The organism is Sphingobacterium deserti (assembly GCF_000757725.1).
In the GTDB taxonomy this organism is placed as follows: Bacteria; Bacteroidota; Bacteroidia; order Sphingobacteriales; family Sphingobacteriaceae; genus Sphingobacterium; species Sphingobacterium deserti.
The window spans coordinates 235885-259811 of record NZ_JJMU01000002.1 but is presented as its reverse complement, the minus strand read 5'-3'; the positions used below and the strand labels follow the sequence as shown (position 1 = coordinate 259811).

The 23927-nt window shown below is 42.3% G+C and carries 18 protein-coding genes and 1 tRNA gene; 8 read left to right on the top strand and 11 right to left on the bottom strand.

Going from position 1 to position 23927, the window contains the following annotated elements; all coding sequences use genetic code 11:
- Positions 1-231: 231 nt before the first annotated feature.
- The 4 genes from DI53_RS01390 to queA form a co-directional block, all read right to left on the bottom strand.
- Positions 232-1857, bottom strand: coding sequence for a SusD/RagB family nutrient-binding outer membrane lipoprotein (locus DI53_RS01390; protein ID WP_037494488.1), 1626 nt, complete (start codon positions 1855-1857; stop codon positions 232-234).
- 11 nt (positions 1858-1868) lie between these two features.
- Positions 1869-4919: a SusC/RagA family TonB-linked outer membrane protein gene (locus DI53_RS01385; RefSeq protein ID WP_052071935.1), complete on the bottom strand. Its 3051-nt coding sequence runs from the start codon at positions 4917-4919 to the stop codon at positions 1869-1871.
- Positions 4920-5824: 905 nt separating this feature from the next.
- On the bottom strand, positions 5825-6016 hold the full coding sequence (locus tag DI53_RS01380; protein ID WP_037494486.1) for a hypothetical protein: 192 nt from the start codon (positions 6014-6016) through the stop codon (positions 5825-5827).
- A 294-nt stretch (positions 6017-6310) separates the two neighbouring features.
- Entirely contained in the window at positions 6311-7360 is a 1050-nt protein-coding gene (queA, locus tag DI53_RS01375) for a tRNA preQ1(34) S-adenosylmethionine ribosyltransferase-isomerase QueA (protein ID WP_037494483.1), read from the bottom strand.
- A 158-nt stretch (positions 7361-7518) separates the two neighbouring features.
- Here queA and DI53_RS01370 point away from each other — a divergent pair, with 158 nt between their 5' ends.
- The 5 genes from DI53_RS01370 to DI53_RS01350 all read left to right on the top strand — a co-directional run bounded on the left by DI53_RS01370 (position 7519) and on the right by DI53_RS01350 (position 15953).
- The gene (locus tag DI53_RS01370; protein ID WP_037494481.1) at positions 7519-8766 is read left to right on the top strand and encodes an ABC transporter permease; all 1248 of its coding nucleotides are present in this window, start codon (positions 7519-7521) and stop codon (positions 8764-8766) included.
- 118 nt (positions 8767-8884) lie between these two features.
- The gene (locus DI53_RS01365; RefSeq protein ID WP_037494477.1) at positions 8885-11341 is read left to right on the top strand and encodes a glycoside hydrolase family 31 protein; all 2457 of its coding nucleotides are present in this window, start codon (positions 8885-8887) and stop codon (positions 11339-11341) included.
- Between the two features lie 12 nt (positions 11342-11353).
- Positions 11354-13258 carry a 1,4-alpha-glucan branching protein GlgB gene (gene glgB / locus DI53_RS01360; RefSeq protein WP_037494474.1) on the top strand — a complete coding sequence of 635 codons (1905 nt, stop codon included), beginning with the start codon at positions 11354-11356 and terminating at the stop codon, positions 13256-13258.
- 1 nt (position 13259) lies between these two features.
- Complete coding sequence (locus DI53_RS01355) at positions 13260-14672, top strand: glycogen synthase (protein WP_037494471.1); 1413 nt, start codon at positions 13260-13262, stop codon at positions 14670-14672.
- A gap of 9 nt (positions 14673-14681) precedes the next feature.
- Positions 14682-15953: a glucose-1-phosphate adenylyltransferase gene (locus DI53_RS01350; protein ID WP_037494467.1), complete on the top strand. Its 1272-nt coding sequence runs from the start codon at positions 14682-14684 to the stop codon at positions 15951-15953.
- A gap of 98 nt (positions 15954-16051) precedes the next feature.
- Here DI53_RS01350 and DI53_RS01345 read toward each other — a convergent pair whose 3' ends face one another.
- A complete protein-coding gene (locus DI53_RS01345; protein WP_193790624.1) occupies positions 16052-17257 on the bottom strand; it encodes a pyridoxal phosphate-dependent aminotransferase in 1206 nt (401 codons plus the stop codon).
- Between the two features lie 141 nt (positions 17258-17398).
- Here DI53_RS01345 and DI53_RS01340 point away from each other — a divergent pair, with 141 nt between their 5' ends.
- Positions 17399-18376, top strand: coding sequence for a bile acid:sodium symporter family protein (locus tag DI53_RS01340; protein ID WP_037494464.1), 978 nt, complete (start codon positions 17399-17401; stop codon positions 18374-18376).
- Between the two features lie 202 nt (positions 18377-18578).
- Here the strand turns inward: DI53_RS01340 and DI53_RS01335 are convergent, their stop codons facing one another.
- Positions 18579-19376, bottom strand: a complete 798-nt coding sequence (locus DI53_RS01335; protein ID WP_052071942.1) for a S1/P1 nuclease — start codon at positions 19374-19376, stop codon at positions 18579-18581.
- 61 nt (positions 19377-19437) lie between these two features.
- Complete coding sequence (locus DI53_RS01330; RefSeq protein ID WP_052071934.1) at positions 19438-20001, bottom strand: DUF4268 domain-containing protein; 564 nt, start codon at positions 19999-20001, stop codon at positions 19438-19440.
- Here DI53_RS01330 and DI53_RS01325 point away from each other — a divergent pair.
- Positions 19980-20516 (top strand): lipocalin family protein, encoded by a 537-nt coding sequence (locus tag DI53_RS01325; protein WP_241462342.1) that lies wholly within the window; start codon positions 19980-19982, stop codon positions 20514-20516. The two genes, DI53_RS01330 and DI53_RS01325, sit on opposite strands and share 22 nt — an antisense overlap.
- A 68-nt stretch (positions 20517-20584) precedes the next feature.
- Here DI53_RS01325 and DI53_RS01320 read toward each other — a convergent pair.
- The 3 genes from DI53_RS01320 to DI53_RS01310 form a co-directional block, all read right to left on the bottom strand.
- A tRNA-Ala gene (locus tag DI53_RS01320) sits at positions 20585-20658 on the bottom strand.
- A 13-nt stretch (positions 20659-20671) separates the two neighbouring features.
- Positions 20672-20977: a hypothetical protein gene (locus DI53_RS01315; protein ID WP_037494457.1), complete on the bottom strand. Its 306-nt coding sequence runs from the start codon at positions 20975-20977 to the stop codon at positions 20672-20674.
- Positions 20978-21037: 60 nt separating this feature from the next.
- The gene (locus tag DI53_RS01310; RefSeq protein ID WP_037494455.1) at positions 21038-21811 is read right to left on the bottom strand and encodes a DUF937 domain-containing protein; all 774 of its coding nucleotides are present in this window, start codon (positions 21809-21811) and stop codon (positions 21038-21040) included.
- 124 nt (positions 21812-21935) lie between these two features.
- On the opposite strand from DI53_RS01310, the gene DI53_RS01305 reads away from it, so the two are divergent.
- Complete coding sequence (locus DI53_RS01305) at positions 21936-23345, top strand: alkaline phosphatase (protein WP_037494452.1); 1410 nt, start codon at positions 21936-21938, stop codon at positions 23343-23345.
- A 55-nt stretch (positions 23346-23400) separates the two neighbouring features.
- Here the strand turns inward: DI53_RS01305 and DI53_RS01300 are convergent, their stop codons facing one another.
- Positions 23401-23796: a single-stranded DNA-binding protein gene (locus tag DI53_RS01300; RefSeq protein WP_037494558.1), complete on the bottom strand. Its 396-nt coding sequence runs from the start codon at positions 23794-23796 to the stop codon at positions 23401-23403.
- Positions 23797-23927: the final 131 nt, after the last annotated feature.

Below are 23927 nucleotides of genomic sequence, written 5' to 3'. Positions count from 1 at the left end.
ATCGAAGCTAAAAAAACTGTAAAAACAGAAGAAGGTGCCTTTTTAGACACCTTCATTTTTATTTTGACCATTTTTGTATTTCCCATTTTCTATAGTGGGGATTGCATCTACAGATCCTCCGTCGGTTTCTATTTTGCAATTCTTCAAAAAATGATCGTACATTTTTCCTTTTAAAGGAAAAGTAGACGAGTCTAGGTTTACGTATACCTACTCGTCTACTTTTGAAAGCGATTAGAACGACTTGTCGACGACATCCCACCAAAGTCGCGTACCACCATTGTCTGGTCCGCCGAGTAATTGTATGGCTCTAGCAACGGCTGCGCGGTTACTGTTGTATTCCCTCTCCGGGTAGGGGAAGCGACGAACACCCGGGATCGTTTGGATAGTGCCGCCACTGTTGTTCACCACTACAGGAAACAAAATTGGATATCCAGTTCTCCGGTATTCAGCCCAGGCTTCATCACCATCCGGAAAAACAGCGATCCATTTTTGTGTAATGATGCGCTCAAGTTTCTTGTCATTTGTAGCGCCTTCATCCCAGGCAATGGTTACTGTACTCAAATAGGGTGATCCTACCGTAACGTCATTTTGTCCTGGGGTAACCGATTTTGGATCAATATACGGTCGAGGTGTAAGGGTTGTGTTTTGCAAATATGCGGCGGTCTCACCGCTTATGTTATACATCTCGAAAGATCTTCTTATTCCTGTCTCATAATTCGCCTGTGCACTACCTGCGTTAGACCAACCTCTAAGTGCTGCTTCTGCACGTAAAAACCAACTTTCCGGTGCGACCATCAGCTGCATTCGTTGTGGCTGGGCGATCAATCTGGAGTAGCCATCATAACGACTTTTCGCATCAATGTTGATACCTGTTCGTATACCTTTATATTGGCCAGCCACGGCAGGATCGGCAGCCTGGAGGAAGTTTTTGGGCAAGCGAGGGTCATTATAGCCGCCTAAAATGGATTCGATTGATGCACCCATACGAACATCGCTCCAAGAGCTGGTGATAATATTGAGAGGGTGCTCCAAACTGAGAGCAATCGAACAATTGTCCGCGTTGTCTTCCAGCAAACCGCCATTTTCTGGGTTTAGCGCTTTCTCGCCTTCAGCTTGTGCTAACTGCGGTGAAACGTAAACAACGCGTAACGCAAGACGCAAACGTAACGTATTGGCAAATTTTAACCAGCGTCGGTAATTGTTGTTGCTGTATGCTAAATCCGAACGACTCATGGCAGACGATGTGGCTTGCTCCTGTAATCCTTGCAAAATCGTGCTGGCTGTATCGAGGTCTAGAAAAAAACGGTTATAGGCCTCTTCCTGTGAGTCGTACGCTATTTGCCCTGTTTCATCAGGCATATTGTATTGACTGTAAATGATGGGTCCGACTTTTTCCGCGGTACGGTGCATAGCCGCCACCTTCAAGACGAGCGAGAAGGCAAATATATCTTGAAGTTGATCATTATTGCGTGTGATCTGCCCCACACGATAGAGGGGATTCATGGCTCTTATATATCGTTCTACCCAAATAGCGGAGTACCAGCCTGGAACCAAACTATATGTTAAATTGTTTGCATTGCCTACATAAGGTGTTTGTGAGGCGAAGTATCCACCATACGTGTCGCTAGATAAATTATTAGCAAGCTGATATTCACCTACGTCTTCTGGGATAATGTCTCGCTGTGCCTGAGCCAGGTAAGATGCAATGAGTGCGAAATCCGCGTTAGCCTGTTCGTCAGAAACCCCAGCAGGATTCGTATTTAGCTCTTCGAAATTCTTTGTGCAAGCAGCAGAGATCGTCAGGAGAACGATTGTTAGAAACTGCTGCACGTAGTTTATTTTATTCTTATTTTTCATTGTCTTGATAATTAAAATGTCACCTTTAGATTAGCGCCAATACTTCGGGTTGTTGGTAGGGCAAAGCTGTCGTAGCCCTGCGCACCGACCCCGGTCGTCGTGTTGAGTTCGGGGTCATAGGGTGCGTCGTTTTTAAAGAAAAATAAGTTTCTACCCGTCAGCGAAATGCTTGCCTGCTGTATTTTTTGCCACTTTATGGGCAGTTTATAGCTGACAGATATTTCGCGCATACGGATATTTGTTGCGCTGTATACCTGCCCTTCAATAATACCATCACGATTGCCTACTGCTGTGTAGTATGCTTGTGCTGGAAGAAGACCTTGCCAAGGTGTTCCGTCGGCAAGAACGGCTGGGATATCTACACCACCGGCGTCACGCGCAGCTGCACTTGCTTCACTTACACCAAAGGAATTCAAGTAGCCATCTGTAATACTGATAACTTCACCGCCAAAACGCCCATCTATTGTGAAGCTCACACCAAATTTTCCGATTGTGAAGCTGTTGTTCCAACCAATAATGGATTTAGGTATGTTATTTCCGATGTAGCCTTCAGGGCCGATCTGCGGACGGCCTGTTTCATCAACGATAATGGTGCCGTTCTCATCACGCAAAAAGGTTCGTGCCCAAAAATCGCCAAAGGATCCACCTAAACGTAATACATTGAAATTACCGCCGATGGCGTAAGTTTCGCCGAGGTTTGGCGCTAATTCAAGAATTTTGTTCCGGTTTGCCGTAAAGTTTAGGCCGGTGTTCCAAGTAAACTTGTCGCTTTTGATCGCGTCTACATTGATAGCTGCTTCTATGCCTTTATTTTCCACATTACCGGCATTTAGAAATACGGTAGTGTTTACAACACCTACAGGTCCTTGGTAAGAAAAATATTGGTCGGTTGTGTTAGTCTTATACAGGGCGAGATCCAGGTTTACACGATCGTTCCAAAACCGTCCTTCATATCCGAGTTCGTAACTCCGGCTGATTTCAGGTTTTAAGGGTTGATTGAGGTAAGCTCCCGATACATTTGGTGTTAAAATTCCGGTATTTAAAACATTTACGGGGTAAGTTGAATACATCTGGACATCATTGCCCACTTGCGCATATGATAAGCGTAGCTTACTATAACTTATAAAATCGGGCAGTTTGAGAAGGTCTGATAACACCGCAGATACACCTGTGGACCAATAGAAATATCCTTGTTTCATATTAGGTGTAAACGCTAGCGTGGATGCCCAATCGTTTCGTGCCGTAAAATCAATGTATATTTTTTCTTGAAAGCCTAAATTTGCTGATGCAAAAAGCGACTGAATTTGCCTGCGGGAATTGCGTTCCTCTAAGTTGGTAATCGGTGTTTCGCGGTAAATATTACTTAGCAGAAATACATTGGCTACCGCCAGTCGTTGCTGGTTCAAAATCCAATCATTGGATCGCACGTCATTGATGGAACTTCCTGCTGTAAAATTTAAATCCCATTCGCCGCCAAATTGTTTGTTACCGATCAACAAGATGTCGCCATAGATGGCAGTGCTCTCGCTAGCCTCACGCATATATCGACCATTGTCAGGAAGTACACCATCGATTACCTGCCCAGATAATACACCCTGCGTTCCGGCATAAACGCGACGCTCCCAATTATCCCAACGTCTATTTAACGTTCCACGGGTACTTAACGATAGCCAATCTGTAAGTTGAAAGCGTAGCTGAGCTTGCCCGATGATATTATCACGTGCTTGGTCAGTCTGGTTTCTGTTCAGTACCCAATACGGGTTTTGTTGGTGGTGAGTGCCCGATAGTCCGGCATCTGCATTGATGTTCCACCAATCCTGTAAATAAAGGTTTCTCGATTCTGAGAGGTATTCGTAATTACGGTAACGGTCAAAATCAAGACCACGCGGAAACAGGTAAAGTCCAGATATTGGACTAAAGTACAATCCGGAAGAGGGTCTGTTATGGATATTTTGTCTCGAATACATTAAGCTTCCATCAAAAGAGATTTTATTCTCGAAGAAGTTGGTTGAATTTCGAAAAGTAGCACTATGTTGGCCAAAGGTATTTGTCGGAAGGATTCCATTATTGGATGTGTTTGCGTAGGAAAAATAGTTTTGCATTTTGTTTGTTCCGCCGCTTAATGCTATGGTATTGATGAAGGTCGTTCCGGTGTTGTAAAAGTCTTTGACAGGATCACTGAAGCTGCCCGCAGCTCCCCAACTTTCTTCGCTTCCATCAGCGCTTTGTGCGTAGCGGTATTGGAGCTTAGGTAAATAAAATGCTTGATCTGCTGTAAACCCGGTCGATAGATCAATTTTTAGATTTCCTTCTGCTCCTTTTTTCGTGGTAATCATAATTGCACCATTTGCCCCCTGGCTACCATACAGCGCAGACGCAGAAGCGCCCTTTAGCACATTTATGCTCGCAATATCATCGGCATTTAAGGTGCTGAGGATATCCCCACGATCCGTACCTCCGCCAAATGCTCCTTCTGATCCGCTACCGTCCGTGTTAACGATAGGTAGACCGTCGATAACATAAAGGGGCTGGTTGCTACGGTTAGATTTAAAGCCGCGAAGCACGATATTTACTGAGCCACCAATACCTGATGAACTACGATTGATTTGCATCCCCGATACTTTGCCTGTTAAGTTGTTCATTGGGTTGGCATCTTTTACCTTAGTTAATTCCTCACCACGTACTGATTGCGTTGAATACGTTAGGCTTTTAGATTTCCGCTGTATTCCAAGTGCGGTTACGACAACATCATCTAGTGTGGACGATTCTGGCGTCAACTTGAGCGTGATATCCTTCTCCTGCGCGCCAAGCTGTTGTTGAAGTGTCTGGTAGCCAATTGCGTTGATAAGAATAAGTTCTGCTCCCGGAGAAATGTCGAGTGAGAAGTTTCCGTTGTCATCCGTCGATGTAGCCGCTGTTCCCGGTTGAACTTTAACCGTGGCTCCACTAATCGGCATGTTTGTCTGTAAATCGACGACTGTCCCCCGAAGAGAACGCTGTTGCCCAACGGCTACTGACACCGTCAGCAACCATAAAGCCAAGATGCTAAGCATTTTGCTCATAATGAAAGTTTAAATAAAAGTGTATACAGTTAAATCAAGTAAAAAAATGCGTTAATGATACGGTCATAATGCAATGTTTTAACCGAAGCTAAAATAAGACAAAATTGTTACAAACAAATAAGTTTTATATTATTTCATCAAAACATGTGTATCTCTTGTTAATCCTCTGTTAATCAGGTTGTCGTGTTTCTTCGTTGTTTTTGTAACCAAAATCAGTCAAGCCGATTGTTTAGCTATTTATTTAAATATATATGGATAAGGTATGTCAGGGGTTATATATTTTATCTACATATTTTAATAAAAAAATGCTTGTTGATCATCTATATTGCTAATATTTCCATTTTTATTTATCTATGATATCTTAAGGTTCGAATATTTTTTTCTACATATGTGGGTATATATATTATATTTTCTTTGAAATATTATTTAGATATTTAATTATGAAAAAATGATGATATTCACTCGATGAGGTATTTGACTCGATAATTTTAGTTTGCGCTAACCCTTTTTTATTGGGCTATAAGAAAATATGTGCCTTTTATCATCTTGTTATTTCGAAATGTAGTCCTACGAATTTCGCGGATAATCAAACTGCATTGGTCAGCGCATGTATCCGTCATTATTAGTCACGAAATCTTTATGGGCGGCTGTTTAATTTCTGAGGCCTTAATTCATCCTTAGCTTCCTACCTTATTTTTTTATTCATGATAAGAGCGTATAGTTGTAAGTCGGGCTCGATAGAGCAGGAGCAGCAGCAAGCTTCAGGAAGGTACTGGAATGTTAAAGACGAAATTTTAAAGGCGTTGCTCCATGTTATTTACCGGCGATGGATTTGCGGGAATCATTCGCTTGCCGTACTTGCAATTGCATGAATTGCGAAGTTAAGACTGCTGTATCATTATGGTTTACGATAGAAGCCGCTTCCCTTTGAAATAAAAATAAAGTCCCAAGGTAAATACTGGCACACTTACCAGTAAGTATAGGGCGGTAAGATCTTTTGCATTTCCGAAGATGATAGACTCGCCATTGATTTGCGACAGGTAGATAAATCCTATTACAATTCCCAGCATCATCAAAAGCTTACCAATATTGCTCATCTGTATATGTTTAGTTCTGTGAATGTAATAAATAATATGCAAATTAGCAGTTGAGCGGTTAGGAGTAAAATTGGGAGCGATGTTCCATTGACCGAGGAAGCTGGCGTAAAATCATAATGATTTGTAATTTAAGGGGGGTTCTTCGGAATAGCTACCCTTATGCTGAATTTTAAATGTAAACAGCACTTTAAAACGTATTATTACCTGTTTTCAAAATCTTTCAGGTTTTATAGCAAAAAAAAAGAGGTTCTGTAGCTCAGAACCTCCTTTATATACTGACATAGGTGCTTTGGCTTATACAATTAGCATCGCATCACCGTAAGAGTAGAATCTGTATTTTTCCTTCACAGCTACCTCGTAGGCATTCATTGTATTTTCATATCCTGCGAAAGCAGCAATCATCACTAATAATGTAGATTCCGGTGTGTGGAAGTTTGTGATCATGGAGTTTGCAATGCTGAAATCATAAGGAGGATAAATAAACTTGCTCGTCCAATCGTTAGCAGCCTTTAGGTGTTTATCCGCAGAAACCGATGATTCTATCGCACGCATAGACGTTGTTCCGACAGCACATACACGTCTCTTAGCATCTATCCCTTTGTTTACTACGCGAGCAGCCTCGTCGGAAATAATGAATTGCTCGGAATCCATCTTATGTTTGGTCAAATCCTCTACCTCCACGGTGCGGAATGTGCCCAAGCCAACGTGTAGCGTTACTTCAGCGAAGTCCACTCCTTTAAGTTCGAGCCTTTTCATCAATTCGCGAGAGAAATGTAGACCAGCTGTTGGAGCAGCTACAGCACCTTCATTCTTTGCATAAATCGTTTGGTAACGAAATTTATCTTCCGGTGTAGCTTTACGCTTGATGTATTTTGGCAATGGCGTTTCACCCAATATTTCGATATTACGGCGAAATTCTTCGTCTGTTCCTTCAAACAAAAAACGAATGGTTCTTCCACGCGAAGTGGTGTTATCTACAACCTCAGCAACTAATAAATCATCATCGCCGAAGTAAAGCTTGTTGCCTACGCGGATTTTACGAGCCGGATCTACCAAAACGTCCCAAAGGCGTAATTCCTTGTTTAATTCCCTTAACAAGAACACTTCAATCGTAGCACCTGTTTTCTCCTTATTGCCATACATGCGCGCAGGAAAGACTTTGGTGTTGTTCAAAATCATAACGTCTTTGTCATCGAAATAATCCAATACGTCTTTGAAAATTTTGTGTTCTATCTTTCCTGAATCACGGTGCAAAACCATCAAACGAGATTCATCCCGTTGTTCGGAAGGTTCTGAGGCCAATAAAGATTCTGGTAAATTGAATTTAAACTGTGATAATTTCATCTTTTGTATCTATGTTTTGTTGCGCTGAAACCGCTAATTGACTGTATGATTAACGGTTTCAAAAGCTTACAAAGCTACGTATTATAAATCTAAAATGTGCTATTTTTTCACTGTATATTCGTTGCAAATCATTAATTCTGCTATATTTATAGGCACATATGTTTTTAGTTTTCACCCTTATTAAAGAGAGCTTTTTGTTTGCGGTATCGGCATTAAAGGATAACCGTACTCGAACGCTATTGTCCCTTTTGGGTGTTACTATCGGTATTATGACTATCATCGGTGTGCTATCAGCCGTGGATACGCTCCGCGATAATCTGGAGGAGTCTGTGCGTAAAATAGGTAGCCGCGTTTTGTACATTGAAAAATGGCCTTGGGATGGCGGCCCGGACTTTCCCTGGTGGAAGTATGTGAATCGTCCGGAACCTAAATATGGCGATTTCGAGGCGATGAAAGCACGTATGACAACGGCTGAAGAGGTTGCTTATTCGATCAATATTGGTGACGTGACCGCGAAATACAAAAATAACTCGGCGTCAAACGTCAGCATCGTTGGTGCAACGCATGGCATTTTGACAATTGGAAATCTTGATATTGTTGATGGCCGATATTTTTCGGAACAAGAGTCGCGGGCGGGAACAAACAGTGTCATTTTAGGGGCAACCATTGCCGAAGGACTATTTCCGGTAGAAGAGCCTATTGGTAAATACGTAACGCTTATGGGACGGAAATTGCAGGTCATTGGTGTGTTGAAAAAAGAAGGCTCTGGTATTTTAATAGACGTCTCTAATGATGATGTGGCCTATATTCCTTTTAGCCTAGCTAGAAATATGGTGAACTTCGAAAATTACTCGCCAAGTATCTCCATTGAAGTGAAGCCGAATATAACGCTGGAAGAGGCAGAAAGTGAGTTGATCGGGATTATGCGGTCGATAAGACGTTTACCACCAACGCGTGAAGATGATTTTTCCGTAAATAAAACAACACTCATTACGGCGCAGCTCGATCAGATGTTTGCCGTAATTAACCTGGCCGGTTTTTCTATTGGTATCTTTTCTATTTTGGTAGGCGGTTTTGGTATAGCAAATATCATGTTTGTCAGTGTCCGCGAGCGAACAAACCTTATCGGTATACAAAAGGCGCTGGGTGCAAAACAATTTTTTATACTTTCCCAATTTCTGATAGAAAGCATCTTGCTCTGCCTGATTGGTGGCGCAATGGGCTTACTCTGTGTTTATGGTTTGGCTGCACTTGTTCAGGCGCTATTAGACTTCAAAGTCATTGTTAGTATGCAGATGGTGATTTTAACGACTACTCTATCAACTGTAATTGGTTTAGTCGCCGGAATAGTGCCCGCTATTAATGCGGCTTCAATGGATCCGGTAGAAGCCATACGGAGTAAATAAGTAGCGTTTCAATGACAGACTAGTTTTTTATTTCACTTTTGCGTTCGGCATTACTCGAAAATTATTGTATTTTAATTCCAGTAAAATTAAATGCAAACTATTAATAAAAGAGTAGATTATGGCTGAATTAGACAAAAAAGAAGAACTTGCTTCAGAAATCCTCACGGAGGAATCTTTGGATAATATACACCACGTTAATAACCCCGTCCTTGATGTACCTGCAATTGAGAAGAAATACTTGGGAACGCCGACATCCTATGTGAAAGATAGCAATAGATTTATTTTTACAGATGGAAAAGCAAGCGTTGAAATAAAGGTTTTTTCCGATGAGATTATCCGCGTCCGGTTAGCTCCACAAGGCTCCTTTCTTGACGATTTTTCCTATGCGATAAAGAAGGATCTTGATATTCACCCTACATCATTTTCATTGGAAGAGACAGCAGATGCCTATCTTTTGAAGACCAGCCTAGTTGTTTGTAGACTGCAGAAAGCAGATTTCCGTGTGGCATTTGAAGATGTGCAAGGTAAGGTTTTCAATGAGGATCACAAACCAATGCATTGGGAAGAAAACGTGGACTACGGCGGCTACTATGTGTATTGTACTAAGACGACGCCCGATGACGAAGTTTTTTTCGGTCTTGGAGATAAATCATCCAACTTAAATTTAAGGGGTCGTCGTTTCAGTAACTGGAACTCCGACACTTATGGATTTGCCTTTAACCAAGATCCGTTATATAAAACTATTCCGTTTTACATCGGCGTGACCGCTGGCGACGCTTATGGAATATTTTTCGATAATACATTTAAAACTTATTTCGATTTCGCTGCCGAAGAAAACGACAAGACGAGCTATTGGTCGGAGGGAGGAGAGATGCAGTATTATTATATACACGGGCCGCAGATGATGGACGTGGTAAAGCGTTACCACGAACTAACGGGCACTCACTTTATGCCGCCGCTCTGGGCCATTGGATACCATCAGTGCCGTTGGAGTTACTACCCGGAATCTAATGTTCGCGAAATAGCCAAACAATTTAGGAAAAGACAAATCCCTTGTGATGCCCTTTACCTTGATATTGACTACATGGACGGATACCGTTGCTTTACCTGGAATAAACGCTATTTTCCCGATCCCAAAAAGATGATCGCTGATTTAGCGGCCGATGGCTTTAAGACGGTCGTCATGATTGATCCCGGAATTAAGGTTGATGAGGACTATTGGGTATTTCAGGAGGGCAAAGAGAATAAGTATTTCTGCCGGCGGGGCGATGACTACTTTATGGAAGGCTATGTGTGGCCTGGGCGTTGCCAATTTCCGGATTATACGAACCCGAAGGTGCGCGAGTGGTGGGGTACCTTGTATCGTGGGCTCGTTGAAGATGGTGTTGCTGGTGTTTGGAATGATATGAATGAACCTGCCGTTTTCGGACGAGGTACGTTCCCGGGCGATGTTCGTCATCATTATGAAGGTTACCGCGGCTCCCATCGAAAAGCGCATAACATTTACGGTATGCAAATGGTGCGATCTACTTATGATGGTCTTAAAAAGCTGCAACGCAATAAGCGCCCTTTCACCATCACGCGGGCGGCCTACGCTGGTACGCAGCGCTACTCGTCTGTATGGACAGGCGATAATATTGCCACTTGGGAACACCTTCGCATCGGTATCTTGCAATTGCAGCGACTCTCCGTATCAGGCCTTTCGTTTTGTGGTACTGATATTGGCGGTTTCACGGGCGAGCCTGATGGAGAGCTGTACACCAGGTGGATGCAATTCGGCGTTTTTTCACCGTTCATGCGGGTGCATTCAGCTGGCGATACGCGCGACCGGGAACCTTGGAGCTTTGGCCCCGAATGGGAAGCGATCTGCAAAAGCTTTATAGAACTGCGTTACAAACTGCTGCCGTATATTTACAGTGCATTTTGGCGACAACATAAATACCGCGAACCAATATTAAGACCTATCGCTATGTTGGAACAAAAAAAGATGCAAAATCTGCAGCGAGAGGAGGAGTTCGCCTTTGGTCATCATATTTTGGTGTCGCCGGTCCTAAACCCTGGTCAACAATCCAAAATCGTTTATCTACCGGAAGGCGATTGGTATTACTATTTTGATAACACAATTTATGCGGGAGGTAAGGAGCATCAAATAGATACACCGCTGGAGAAAATGCCTATTTTCGTTCGCGCAGGAAGCGTTATTCCGGAGTATCCAGTGATGCAATATACAGGCGAAAAAAATATCGATTGCCTTCGTTTAAATGTGTATTACGGGGAAGGTCGTCAGGATTCTGATGTCTACATTGACCATGGAGAAACCTTTGCCTACGAGCAAAGTGTGTATAGCGAGAAACATTTCATTGTGGAAGGAGGCAAGCAAAGTTTAATCGTGACACAAAACCAGGAAGGACTGTACAACGAGCGGTTTGATACCTACAAAATTTATTTGATCGGCGTCCCGTTTGACGTGAACAAAATCGAGGTCGATGGTGTTATAGTACATATAACGATGGATGAAGATAACTCGCCTTATTTTTCCGTAGAAAAGGAATTTAGAAAATTAACGATTGGATAACAATAAAACATAATGAGCGAAACGGTAGGAGTTTATTCTTTATTTACGGAGTTCGATATTAGCCTGTTTCGGTCAGGAAAACATTTTAAACTTTATGAAAAGCTTGGCTCCCATTGCCTTACACATGAAGGGGAGCGGGGCGTGTATTTTGCCGTTTGGGCACCAAATGCACAAGCAGTTTCCGTTATAGGAAATTTTAATGGTTGGAACTCAACGAGTCATCACCTGCATGTGCGCTGGGATAGCAGTGGAATTTGGGAAGGTTTCATACCAGGTCTGGAATCGGGTGAAGTGTATAAATACCATATCCTATCAAACACAGGCGAAATTCTCCAAAAAGCAGATCCCTTTGCGCTATGCAATGAAACGCCTCCCCGAACTGCCTCCGTTGTAGCCAACACTTGGTACGAATGGGACGACACTTCATGGATGCAGAACCGTAAGGCAACGAACGCGCTAGATCGTCCCTTTTCAGTTTATGAGATGCACATAGGCTCTTGGGCAAGAGATGCCGAAGAACCTGATCGTTTTTTAAGCTATCGGGAAATAGCTGATCGATTAGTGCCCTATATCAAAGAAATGGGATTTACCCATGTGGAATTTATGCCTGTTATGGAGCATCCGTATTATCCTTCCTGGGGATACCAGATAACTGGATATTTCGCGGCCTCTTCACGTTATGGCAGTGCGCAAGATCTGATGTTCCTGATCGAACAACTTCACCAAAATGATATCGGCGTGATTCTTGACTGGGTGCCTTCACACTTTCCCGGCGATGCGCATGGACTATACCGTTTCGACGGATCCCATCTCTTTGAACATGAAGATCCGCGAAAAGGCTATCACCCAGATTGGAAGTCGTATATCTTTAACTATGGGCGAAACGAGGTGCGCTCTTTCTTGATATCTAATGCGTTCTTTTGGTTGGAAAGGTATCATATCGATGGTTTACGTGTCGATGCAGTAGCATCGATGCTTTATCTCGACTATTCACGCGAGGAGGGGCAGTGGGAACCAAATATCTACGGCGGACGTGAAAATTTGGAAGCCGTGCACTTTTTCCGAGAATTTAATGAGGCTGTGTATAGCCATTTTCCAGATGTGCAAACAATTGCGGAGGAGTCTACCTCTTGGCCTGGTGTGACTACACCTACTTTCTCCAATGGATTGGGATTTGGAATGAAATGGATGATGGGGTGGATGCATGACACACTGAATTATTTTAAGGAAGACCCCATCAATAGGAAATATCACCACCAGCATATGACCTTTGCAACGGTGTATGGTTTTCATGAGAACTTTATGCTTCCCCTATCCCATGATGAGGTGGTGTATGGCAAACAATCCATGATCTATAAAATGCCTGGCGACGAATGGCAAAAATTTGCAAATCTAAGGGCGCTTTATTTATACATGTACACGTTTATCGGTACGAAGTTACTTTTTATGGGCGGCGAGTTTGCACAAACTGCTGAGTGGAATGTTAATCAATCGCTAGACTGGCACTTGACGCAATATGCGCCCCATAGCGGAATGCAGAAATTCGTAAAAGCGCTGAATGCGCTTTACCGGTCTGAGCCTGCCCTATATGAAAAAGGGTTTAGTAATGAAGGCTTCCAGTGGATTGAACTAGGAGATCAGGAAAATAGCATATTTGTTTATTTACGTCGTGGGCATGACGAAGAAAACGACGTTTTGGTTGTGGTTAATCTGACGCCTGTGCTGCGTGAATACCGAATGGCTGTGCCATCTCCTGGAACTTGGCAAGTCATCCTTAACTCGGACGATCTCAAATTCTATGGAAGCGGATCGCAGCAAGGAAATGTTGAATCGGACGCTATTTCATGGATGAATTTTGATAATTCTATACAAGTAAATTTACCGCCTCTAGGAGGTTTAGTTTTAAAACGAGTTTAAGATGCATGTGATACATTTAAGTGTGGAGTGTTTTCCACTTGCTAAAGTTGGTGGCCTGGCGGATGTTGTTGGTGCTTTACCGCGTTACCAGCGGAAGTCTGGTGTAGATGCTTGGGTGGTAAGTCCATTTTACGACAAGCCATTTACCAAGGATCGAAAATTTCAACTTATCCATGCGGGAACGTTCGTCCAAGGTGGGGAAACGTTAGCATATGAAGTTTTGAAAGAAAAAAAAGATCCATTAGGTTTTCCTTTGTATTTGATTCGTATCCCAGGTAAATTAGATCGGGAGGAAGTGTATTGCTATCCCGACGAAGCGGAGCAATGGATTGCTTTTCAGCATGCATTTTTACGTTGGGTTACCGATGCTGGTATTATACCGGATGTCGTTAATTGTCATGACCATCATGTAGGGCTTATTCCATTTTTAATGAAACATGCGGTTGACTTTAATCAGCTTGCTGACGTGAAGACGTTATTTACGATTCATAATGGGCAGTATCAAGGTTGGATGACTTGGGATAAAGGGGCACTACTTCCCGCATTTGATACGTGGAAATGGGGTTTGTTGGATTGGGACGGCTTGATAAATCCCTTTGCTGCTGCCGTAAAATGTTGTGATGCCTTTTCCACGGTAAGCGAAGGATACCTGCAGGAGCTATTCGTGCAAGCAAACGGCTTAGAGGGGCTATTTCAAACGGAGGCGTACAAAGGCGTAGGTATTGTCAACGGTATTGATGACGAATACTGGAATCCAGAATTGGATAACCAAATCTCAAAAACGTATAAAAAATCGTCGGTGAAATCCGGCAAAAAATCGAACAAGAAAGCGTTTTGTGATGCAGTAGGCTTAAACAGCAATCTGCCATTATTAGCTTTTATAGGACGTTTTGCGCAGGAAAAGGGAGCCGATTTGTTGCCGGCTATAATCAGCAATATTTTTTCTAGGCTTGAAGATAAAATATGTATATTTATACTGGGATCTGGCGATGAGGCTGTCGAAACAACACTGAAGGAGCTGCAAGATCAATATCCTCGACGACTGGCAACGTTTATCGGGTATAATGAACAGCTGGCGCATCAAGTATATGCATCGGCAGATTTACTGCTTATGCCATCACGTGTTGAACCATGTGGATTAAACCAGCTTTATGCGCTGAAATACGGCACTATACCAATCGTACATGCCGTTGGTGGCCTGAAAGACACGGTAATTGATTTGGAAGAGCAGGGTGGTTATGGCTTTCTCTTCGCTGCAGCAGAACCAGAAGCGGCGGTCGAAAGCGTCGCTCGGGCTGTAAATACATTAACAGACGCCAGCATGCTGCAAAAAGTAAGGCAGAAGGCAATGTCACTCGATTTCTCTTGGGATAAATCAGCAAATAAATACATACAATTGTATGACCAATTATAAGTTTTAGCTATGGCACACAAAGTAGTATCCATCGTATTGGGTGGCGGACGTGGAACTCGTCTCTCCCCCCTGACAGAACAGCGCTCGAAGCCAGCTGTACCTATCGCCGGAAAATATCGTTTGGTCGATATTCCTATCTCGAACTGTCTCAATTCCGGGTATAATAAGATATTTGTACTTACGCAATTCAATTCTGCGTCCTTGAACAAGCATATCAAAAACTCGTACAACTTCAGCATCTTTAGCAAAGGCTTTGTCGATATCTTGGCGGCAGAACAGACCGTTGAAGGGGATCGTTGGTTTGAAGGAACTGCAGATGCGGTGCGGCGTACGCAGAAAAATCTCCTTAATGTGGATTATGATTACGTGCTTATTTTATCTGGAGACCAACTTTACCAGATGGATTATTCCCAACTCATCGATTTTCATGTCGATAACGGGAGTGATGTGACGATCGCTACTATACCTGTCAATGCAAAAGATGCTACCGCTTTTGGGATACTAAAAGCAAATGAAGAGAATGAGATTGTATCGTTTACGGAGAAACCGGATAGTCAGGAAGTGCTAAATTGGTCATCGGAAGTGTCTGACGACATGGAAAAACAAGGACGACGTTACTTAGCATCTATGGGAATTTACGTGTTCTCTAAAGGGATATTGAAAGACTTGCTGACAGACAATCCTGGGATGGATTTTGGTAAGGAAATTATTCCTGATGCCATTGAAACTAAAAAAGTGTTAAGCTATCAATTTGATGGATATTGGACAGATATTGGTACGATAAAGTCGTTCTTCGATGCAAATATTGGTTTGACCGATGATATTCCCGACTTTAACTTATTTAATGAAACTGTCTTTACCAGAGCGCGTATGCTCCCGCCATCAAAGATATCAGGTACGACGCTTAACAATACAATTGTTTCCGACGGCTGCATTCTAAATGGCGATAAGTTGGAACGTTCGGTCATAGGAATCCGCTCGCGTATCGGAAAAGGAACGGTCATAAAAGCGACTTATATGATGGGTATTGACTACTATGAGCCGTTAGAAGACGTGCTGACGCTCGGGACTACTCAACAACCGCCACCGGTAGGCGTGGGGGAGCGTTGCTATATCGAAAATGCCATTTTGGACAAAAATTGCCGAATAGGTAACGATGTGCGCATTAAGGGTGGTCTACACCTGGAAGATGGAGATTATGAAACGCATACTATTCAGGACGGCGTTGTCGTGGTTAAGAAAAATGCCATCATATCAAATGGAACACGGATTGGCTGTTAGCAGGCATGGAAGTGCAAACTTCATCGTATAAAAAATGGCTACTATGTTCAATCATAGTAGCCATTTTTTATTAATAGTCTAAAGTGCGTAGGCTGTTCCTAAACAAAATTACCTAAAGCTTCTTTCATTCTTCGCAAGGCTTCTTTTAAATTTTCATCTGACGCCGCATAGGATAAGCGGATATAGTTGTCATTCCCGAAAGAATCACCACCTACTGTGGCAATATGGCCTTCGTTGAGCAAATATAAGGCTAAATCTGCAGAGCCTTTAATAACATTACCCTGGCTGTCTTTTTTACCGAAAAATGAACTTACTTCAGGAAAAAAGTAGAAAGCGCCTTCCGGCAAATTCGTCTTTACACCCGGAATGTCATTTAAAAGATCGTAAACCAATTGACGACGACGTACAAACGCTTCTTTCATCGCTTGCACACTTTCCAACCCGTCGTTGTAGGCTACGATTCCCGCGCGTTGCGCTATCGAGCAGGTACCAGAAGTAGTTTGTCCCTGCAGCTTATCATTGGCGGCAGCGATTTCTTTATTTGCTGCGATATAACCCAAACGCCAGCCGGTCATTGCAAATGCTTTGGAAAAACCGTTGACGATAATAACACGGTCTTTAATGCTGTCAAACTGTGCAATGGACTCATGTTTATCCACAAAATTTATATGCTCATAAATTTCATCGGAAAGAATAAAGATATTAGGATGCTTCTCGAAAACCTTTGCTAAGCCCTCCAACTCCTCTTTGCTGTACACCGAACCTGTCGGGTTGCAAGGAGATGAAAACATAAACAATTTTGTCTTCGGCGTAATCGCTGCTTCAAGTTGTGCCGGTGTAATTTTAAAATCAGACTCGATATCCGTATTGATAAAAACAGATTTTCCTTCTGCTAAAACAACCATTTCCGAATAAGATACCCAATATGGGGTAGGGATAATAACCTCATCCCCCGGATTGATAAGCGTTAGAATAACATTCGATAAGGATTGTTTTGCACCTGTAGATACTACAATTTGCGAGGGCTCATAATCTAGTCCGTTTTCGTTTTTAAGTTTATCCACTATTGCTTGACGTAGCTCAGGATACCCCGGTACAGGAGAGTAGCGCGTGAAATTGTCATCCAACGCTTTTTTTGCCGCAGCTTTTACGTTGTCCGGGGTGTTGAAATCTGGCTCACCTACGCTCAAACTGATTACGTTAATGCCTTTTGAAGCTAACTCTCGGCCCAGCTTGGTCATCTTAAGCGTTGCCGATTCGGATAAATTATTGATCCTATCTGATAAATATGGTGTCGTACTCATGATAATACAAATATATTACATACTCTTCATTAATCACATCCAAATATTGATAAAAACGAAATCAGATGTCGAAAAATCAAAAAAATTATTAACATATTTAGGTGTGGTGGAGGTATAGCCTTTTTCAAGTAAATTTGCCAAATGAAATTAAAATTCGACGGCTTTATACTTGCTTTACTATTCTTTATTGTTCTTGCGTATTTCTTTCCACAGCTTCATCGCTGGGAAAACGGTGAGGTCCTGGCTTGGATTACATCAATTGGGGTATCACTTATTTTTTTCTTTTACGGTTTAAAGTTAAGTTTTAAGCAGATCAAGGAGGGGCTAAGCAATTGGAGGTTGCACGTTTTTGTGCAGCTAGCAACATTTCTTTTGTTTCCTTTACTCGTTTTGCCTTTCTACCCTTTGATATCGAGTGAGATCCAGCATGATTTTTGGTTATCTTTTTTCTTTCTTGCTGCGCTACCCTCGACGGTATCTTCTTCGGTTGTGATGGTATCCATTGCTCGTGGAAATGTACCCGCAGCCATATTTAACGCCAGTATTTCAGGCTTGATCGGCGTAGTGATTACGCCGCTTTGGATGCAACTGTTTGTAGATTTCGGTCAAATAGAAGTATTAGGCGATGTTTATTGGGGCTTAGTAAAAGAAATTTTGATTCCGGTAATTCTGGGGCTTCTTATTCAGCCTTTACTTGGAAAATGGGCAGCTAGGTATGGTAAGCCATTGAGTTTATTTGATCGGTCAATTATCTTGTTGATTGTTTACGGTAGCTTCGCTGAATCATTCGACAGTGGGGTGTTCGAAACAGTGGGCGTCAAATATATGGTTATGGTACTTGTGGTTGTTATCATACTATTCGTTGTTATTTATGCACTCATCTATTTGCTGTCGAAATCTGTGTTTAAGTTTAATAGGGCGGATACGATTACTGCGCTTTTTTGCGGTTCAAAAAAATCCTTAACACATGGCTCGGTCTTCGGCAAGTTTTTGTTTGTTAATTCGAGCAGTGCGGGGCTTTATTTTTTGCCTCTAATGTTGTTCCATGCCTTCCAGATATTAGTTGTCACGATTATCGCTCAACGCTATAATAAAAGTTTCGAAGAGGCAGAGAAGTGATATTCTTCTCTCTCTCTACTTATAGAGTATATGCAAAATCATAATCTCCTATTACGAGAGGCTTTGTTTATCTCGGAGTAATTTAAATGGTTCATCGCTTTAGGCGTGTTGCTGATTCGTCTGACAGCTTTGAAACAGTTACGATTTAAAAAAAACGCGCATAGATGATTATCCGTGCGCGCTTTTAAAAACGATGTATACGCTAGCTTCCATAAATTTCATTCAGCTCTTTTGCTAGGCGGATACCAGCTTTCAGCAAACATTCTTCCATACGATATTTGAACTTGTAGATGTATTCGTAACGCAAGTTTGCATTTTTCGCCACATCATCATAAATAACATTTGCTAGTTGATGGGATTCATATAGCCACTCTTCCAAGCTACTTTCCGTATACTTTCTATAGTGGGCGGCATTGTAAATATCTAGCACGCGAGCATACTCGGTGTAGCTGTACTTTTCATTATCCACCAAGTCCGAATCCCAAACGCGATGGATATTTGCTTTTCTCCCGAAAAATTCGACCTCAATCTTGTTCCCGCCTAAGTCTTCTGCACGGCTCACATGCATGGGTTGGTGTGCATCAGCCAACAAGTGAACAATAAAGTACAGATTTTGCTGCTGTGCCTTTAGGTCATTGTCCGTTTGTTTTGCTTCCTCCTTAATACGTAGGTAGGATTTGTACAGGTTCTCAGCGGGGGATGCAGCCAAAGCATCAGAAAAGGCTTCATAGCTCAGGTTACCGGCGGTGTTGAGGAAATGGGAATTTCCTGTTCTATTTAAAGCCGGATCCGGGTCTGACTTAATGAAATCTGCCCAATTTGACCAATAGGCCAATTTTTGGTTACCGATAAGCTTCTGTATATTTTTTTTTGCTTTTTTATTGAGGTGGTTCTCCGCAATTTCCGCGATCACGCGATGTCCTGTCATGCCCCATGCGGCCGCCCATTGATGTTGTAAAAATAGAATGCAAACGAAAGCAAGTCTTAAAAAATTCTTCATGCGAGTTGTTTTTAAACGTCCGCACAAAGGTAAGGAAAGCAAGTTGATCCTTTGAGCTATATCATTTAAAAATTTCAAATCCATATTTGGCCGTAGACCAGAAGCGATCCAATGCGATAATTCTCGGTTTAAAAAACGAAATTAGCGTTGGCCAATCCGATTGATTAAAGATGGACGCTTCCCCCCCCATAGATAGGCTAACGCGCGCTATTTCTTTCCCATACATATCCTGATGCACGTCTTCCCAGATCCATTCCTCGTCAAGCTCAGCGTGTAAAATGGCTTTGTAGGCTAACAGTTGCTCATACATCAGGGCTCGTATTCCCTCATCAGGGTGACTTACCTCTATACCAATGCGGGCAGACTTGCCCTCCGCCTCCATGCGGAAATACAAATGCTTAATCCCTGTTTTGTAGTTTATCCAATTTATCTTCGTGCCTTCTTCGCCGGGCACCAAACTCATAAACTGACCAAAGCTTGTCCAAAATTTTTCTTTTAATTTCTTTACTTCTTCTCGGCTGTACAAAGTCTTCTCTTTTACTTTTTTTTCAAAACTATCAAATTCAAACCAAACTTTTGCATGCGCTATACTGTTTACTGAGCATGATGGATCGTAAAAAATCATTGTTGCTTCTTACTGCTGTAGCGGCAGGGACAACACTCTACAATCTTTTGAAACCAGTGAAGTCAAACGTTCCTGTTGTACAAAGATTTGAGAAAGAAAAATATTTAGGGGACTGGTATGAAATCGCACGACTGGATTTTTTCTGGGAAAAGAACCTAAAGAATGTTATGGCTTCGTATGCACTTAACGATGATATGAGCATCCGCGTAATAAACCAAGGCTATGACGAAGTAAAAGAAAAATATAAACAGAGTAGGGGTAAAGCAGTATTTGTACGTAATGAAGATGAAGGGGCGCTCAAAGTATCATTTTTCGGACCATTTTATGCTGGTTACAACGTTGTCATGATTGACGAAGATTATCAACATGCATTGATTTTTGGTCAGAATTTAGACTACATGTGGTTGCTATCTCGCGAGAAGAATATGCCTGAAGAGATTAAAGATAAATATTTAGCATATGCCCAAAGGTGCGGCTACGCAATTGAAAAACTGGTTTGGACGAAGCAGGATTAAAAAGTTCGATGGTAAAATATCATAACTCGGAAGTACACAAAAAAAGCCTGGCGCATACCAGGCTTTTGTGGAGAATATCGGAGTCGAACCGATGACCTTTTGGCTGCCAGCCAAACGCTCTAGCCAGCTGAGCTAATCCCCCTTTTTTTTTAAAATCAAGCAAATATAGGATTTAAAACGGAATAATCAATTGTACGATCTGAAATAATTAGTGTCGCGATTTCTTCCAAATCCTCAGCAGAAATGCGGTTTCCCATACCGGCATTAAATGCCTTACTAAGTATCAACGCTGTATCCATTCGTTCTGATTCTTTGATCAGGTCTGAACCTTGATAAAAGTTAATCAAGGACGTGGAAAAGGAAACAAAGATATCAAATGAAAATCCTTGTTCATGCTGTATAGCATAACGCATAAACTTTTCGAAGTCTTGGATGGCCAATTCTGTTCTTTGTACAGTCATACAGCAAAAATAGTTTTTCAGCACATAAAAACAGCAACGAATATGTTCAAAAGAACATATTTATCGTACACTCAACGTATCCGTTCGTGCATCCGTTGTTGAGTTTCCATTACAGCCTTTACCAAACACTACCCATAGCGCGACGATAAAAACAAGTATTAACAGCCACCAAATCCCTTTGTTCTTCGTGGTCTTTTTTACGGACTCCGACGTATGCAGGGGTGCTTGTTCTGTAATGCTGTGTTGCGGCGGCGAGGTATGCGTTGGATCAACAATGGCATCGGCAGGTGTTGCAGGTGGCATGCTGTTGTGAAAGCCTGCGTCGCCATGTGTATCTATTAATACTGGCGTCAGGTCTGCCGGGACTTGTGCCACGAAATCATCCTGATTACTGTCCAATAAACCCTTGACATAGTCTACATCCCAATGCTGTCCCCCCTTCGTGAGTGCAGAAAATATAGCCGGAAGTGCGGCAGCGAATAACGTTTGCACATTTTCGCCGTCGATACCTAAGTAATTATGTAAGCTATCACTTATGTATGCGGAATTATTCGCGGTAATATCGTCCAGCAACTCATGCGGAGCGGCAGTGGAGTGCGCAAAATCGGTAGAAGGAACCTGCGAATCTTGGATTGCGAAGGTAGTTTCTGCTTTGGTAAGAATATTTTGCAACTGCGATTTATCTTTACGCTGAAGTGCAACAAGCACGATAGGTATGATGGCATCCAAACTTTGATCGACCCGCAGCGGGGTTTCTCCCATATTGTTTGCAAGGGCGTGTCTTTTGTCATCCTGAAAAATGCTTTTTACAGCAGTGATTAACGAATTATTCATAGTCGTCTTTTTATCTTTTCAGAGAAGGAACAATTCGCTCTACCTTTTGTTTTCGCATTTGCGATCCGTACTTAACACTGAGTTTATATAAAGACTTTATCTTTGCAGACACAAATTAGATAAAATGAAGAAGAGCGTATTTTTATTATTCCTGTTATTTGCGACATCGAGTGCCTTGTTTTCCCAACAAAAACCCAAGTATATTTTCTTTATGATTGGCGACGGAATGGGGCTGAACCAAATAAATTTGACAGAGGTATTTCTAGCTGCGGAAGCTGATCGAAATACCGTGTTTCCCTTGGTGTTCTCTACGTTTCCGCATGCTACTTTTGCTACTTCATACTCCCTTTCCCATGGCGTTACAGATTCTGCAGCTGGCGGAACGGCACTTGCTGTGGGGAAAAAAACAAAAAATGGAGTTGTTGCCATGGATAGCAGCGGTACAATAGCTTACAAGAGTATTGCGTATGCAGCTAAAGAAGCTGGTATGAAAGTCGGCATAACAACCTCCGTTAGTATAGATCATGCAACACCAGCATCATTCTACGCAAAGCAACCTAACCGCGGTCGTTATTACGAGATAGGGCTTGATCTTATTGCTTCCAATTTCGATTTCTTCGGAGGCTCAGGATTTTTGAGTCCAGATAAAAATTCCGAGAAGAAGTCTGCTCCTTCGCTGTTTCCTAAGTTCAAGGAGGCCGGTTACAAGTTAGCGTATGGCCTTGATGACTTCAATACCCTAAAGGGTAAAGCAGATAAGATCATTTTGATGGGTGCTAAAGGCTCTGACAGTGAGTCGTTGAAATATGCTATTGATCAGCAGCCATCAGATCTGACTTTGGAACAGATCACACAGTCCGCTATAGCGTCCCTCGAAGGCAATGAAAAAGGATTTTTCCTAATGGTTGAAGGTGGAAAAATTGATTGGGCATCGCACGCTAACGACGCGACAACAACGATCCGTGAAATGCTTGACTTTAATAAGGCGGTAAAGCGTGTTTATGAATTCTACAAACAGCATCCTGAGGAAACACTTATTATCGTTACCGCTGACCATGAGACAGGCGGCGTAGCTATTGGAAATGGTGGCAGCAGACTCCATACGAAATTATTGGCCAACCAGCGCATTTCACAAGGTGAACTTTCTAAACGTATTGCAGTATTGAGAAACGCAAAACAACGTGCGAGTTGGGACGATGTGAAAACTCTTTTAGGCGAAAACGTAGGTCTTTTTAGCAAAGTCAAGGTAAGTCAAGAGGAAGAGGCTTTGCTCGTGGATATATACGAGAAGAGCTTTGTAAAGCACGAAGAGGAGACTACGAAAAGTCTTTATGCTACGGATGATCGATTGGCAAGCGAGGCGATCAAAATTTTAAACAAAGCTGGGTCTATCAGTTGGGCATCCGGCAATCATTCGGCAGCCTATATTCCTGTATTTGCCGTTGGGGTTGGGTCAGAACGTTTTTCCCATAAGATGGAAAATACCGATATCCCTAAAAAGTTAGCTGAAATCACAGGTTTTGTTATTGAATAAGCTTCTTTAAAAACAATGGACGCCACCTGTGAAATTTTACAGGTGGCGTTTGATGTTAAAATGGAAGATCTTCATCTTGGTCTTCGCGATCTTCCACGCTTACTTTTTGACCGTTGTTGCTGCTGTTTAGCGCCATAAACTGGCTCACTCGAATTTCACAGGACTCCCGCTTGATGCCATTTACATCGACGTATTCCTGGTACGTTAGCGACCCTTGCACGAGTAGGCGCGTGCCCTTTTTAGCGTGCTTTTCCAGTTTTTCAGTGAGTTTTCCCCAAAATACCAGATTATGCCAATAGGTGATCTCAAGCCATTCGCCCTGCGCATTCTTTGTGTACTCATTTGTGGCAAACCGGACATTTGAAACCTTTGTCCCATTATTGGTAGATTTTACCTCCGCATTGGCACCTAAGCGCCCGATAAGTTGTACAGAATTAATTAGCATGTTCATAATTGTAAATTTTAATTGTAAATATGTATTTCTTATGTTAAATTTATATCGCATCATTCTTTAGCTCACGATGTAAAATTGCATCGGTTGGCGAAAGCGAATCGGTAGTTAATCAATTATAGACGTTTATA

What these genes read in the sequence shown, in the direction of transcription:
- DI53_RS01390 (WP_037494488.1), bottom strand. Translation starts at nt 1,857, where the DNA reads ATGAAAAATAAGAATAAAATAAACTACGTGCAGCAGTTTCTAACAATC.
- DI53_RS01385 (WP_052071935.1), bottom strand. Translation starts at nt 4,919, where the DNA reads ATGAGCAAAATGCTTAGCATCTTGGCTTTATGGTTGCTGACGGTGTCA.
- DI53_RS01380 (WP_037494486.1), bottom strand. Translation starts at nt 6,016, where the DNA reads ATGAGCAATATTGGTAAGCTTTTGATGATGCTGGGAATTGTAATAGGA.
- queA (WP_037494483.1), bottom strand. Translation starts at nt 7,360, where the DNA reads ATGAAATTATCACAGTTTAAATTCAATTTACCAGAATCTTTATTGGCC.
- DI53_RS01370 (WP_037494481.1), top strand. Translation starts at nt 7,519, where the DNA reads ATGTTTTTAGTTTTCACCCTTATTAAAGAGAGCTTTTTGTTTGCGGTA.
- DI53_RS01365 (WP_037494477.1), top strand. Translation starts at nt 8,885, where the DNA reads ATGGCTGAATTAGACAAAAAAGAAGAACTTGCTTCAGAAATCCTCACG.
- glgB (WP_037494474.1), top strand. Translation starts at nt 11,354, where the DNA reads ATGAGCGAAACGGTAGGAGTTTATTCTTTATTTACGGAGTTCGATATT.
- DI53_RS01355 (WP_037494471.1), top strand. Translation starts at nt 13,260, where the DNA reads ATGCATGTGATACATTTAAGTGTGGAGTGTTTTCCACTTGCTAAAGTT.
- DI53_RS01350 (WP_037494467.1), top strand. Translation starts at nt 14,682, where the DNA reads ATGGCACACAAAGTAGTATCCATCGTATTGGGTGGCGGACGTGGAACT.
- DI53_RS01345 (WP_193790624.1), bottom strand. Translation starts at nt 17,257, where the DNA reads ATGAGTACGACACCATATTTATCAGATAGGATCAATAATTTATCCGAA.
- DI53_RS01340 (WP_037494464.1), top strand. Translation starts at nt 17,399, where the DNA reads ATGAAATTAAAATTCGACGGCTTTATACTTGCTTTACTATTCTTTATT.
- DI53_RS01335 (WP_052071942.1), bottom strand. Translation starts at nt 19,376, where the DNA reads ATGAAGAATTTTTTAAGACTTGCTTTCGTTTGCATTCTATTTTTACAA.
- DI53_RS01325 (WP_241462342.1), top strand. Translation starts at nt 19,980, where the DNA reads ATGATGGATCGTAAAAAATCATTGTTGCTTCTTACTGCTGTAGCGGCA.
- DI53_RS01330 (WP_052071934.1), bottom strand. Translation starts at nt 20,001, where the DNA reads ATGATTTTTTACGATCCATCATGCTCAGTAAACAGTATAGCGCATGCA.
- DI53_RS01315 (WP_037494457.1), bottom strand. Translation starts at nt 20,977, where the DNA reads ATGACTGTACAAAGAACAGAATTGGCCATCCAAGACTTCGAAAAGTTT.
- DI53_RS01310 (WP_037494455.1), bottom strand. Translation starts at nt 21,811, where the DNA reads ATGAATAATTCGTTAATCACTGCTGTAAAAAGCATTTTTCAGGATGAC.
- DI53_RS01305 (WP_037494452.1), top strand. Translation starts at nt 21,936, where the DNA reads ATGAAGAAGAGCGTATTTTTATTATTCCTGTTATTTGCGACATCGAGT.
- DI53_RS01300 (WP_037494558.1), bottom strand. Translation starts at nt 23,796, where the DNA reads ATGAACATGCTAATTAATTCTGTACAACTTATCGGGCGCTTAGGTGCC.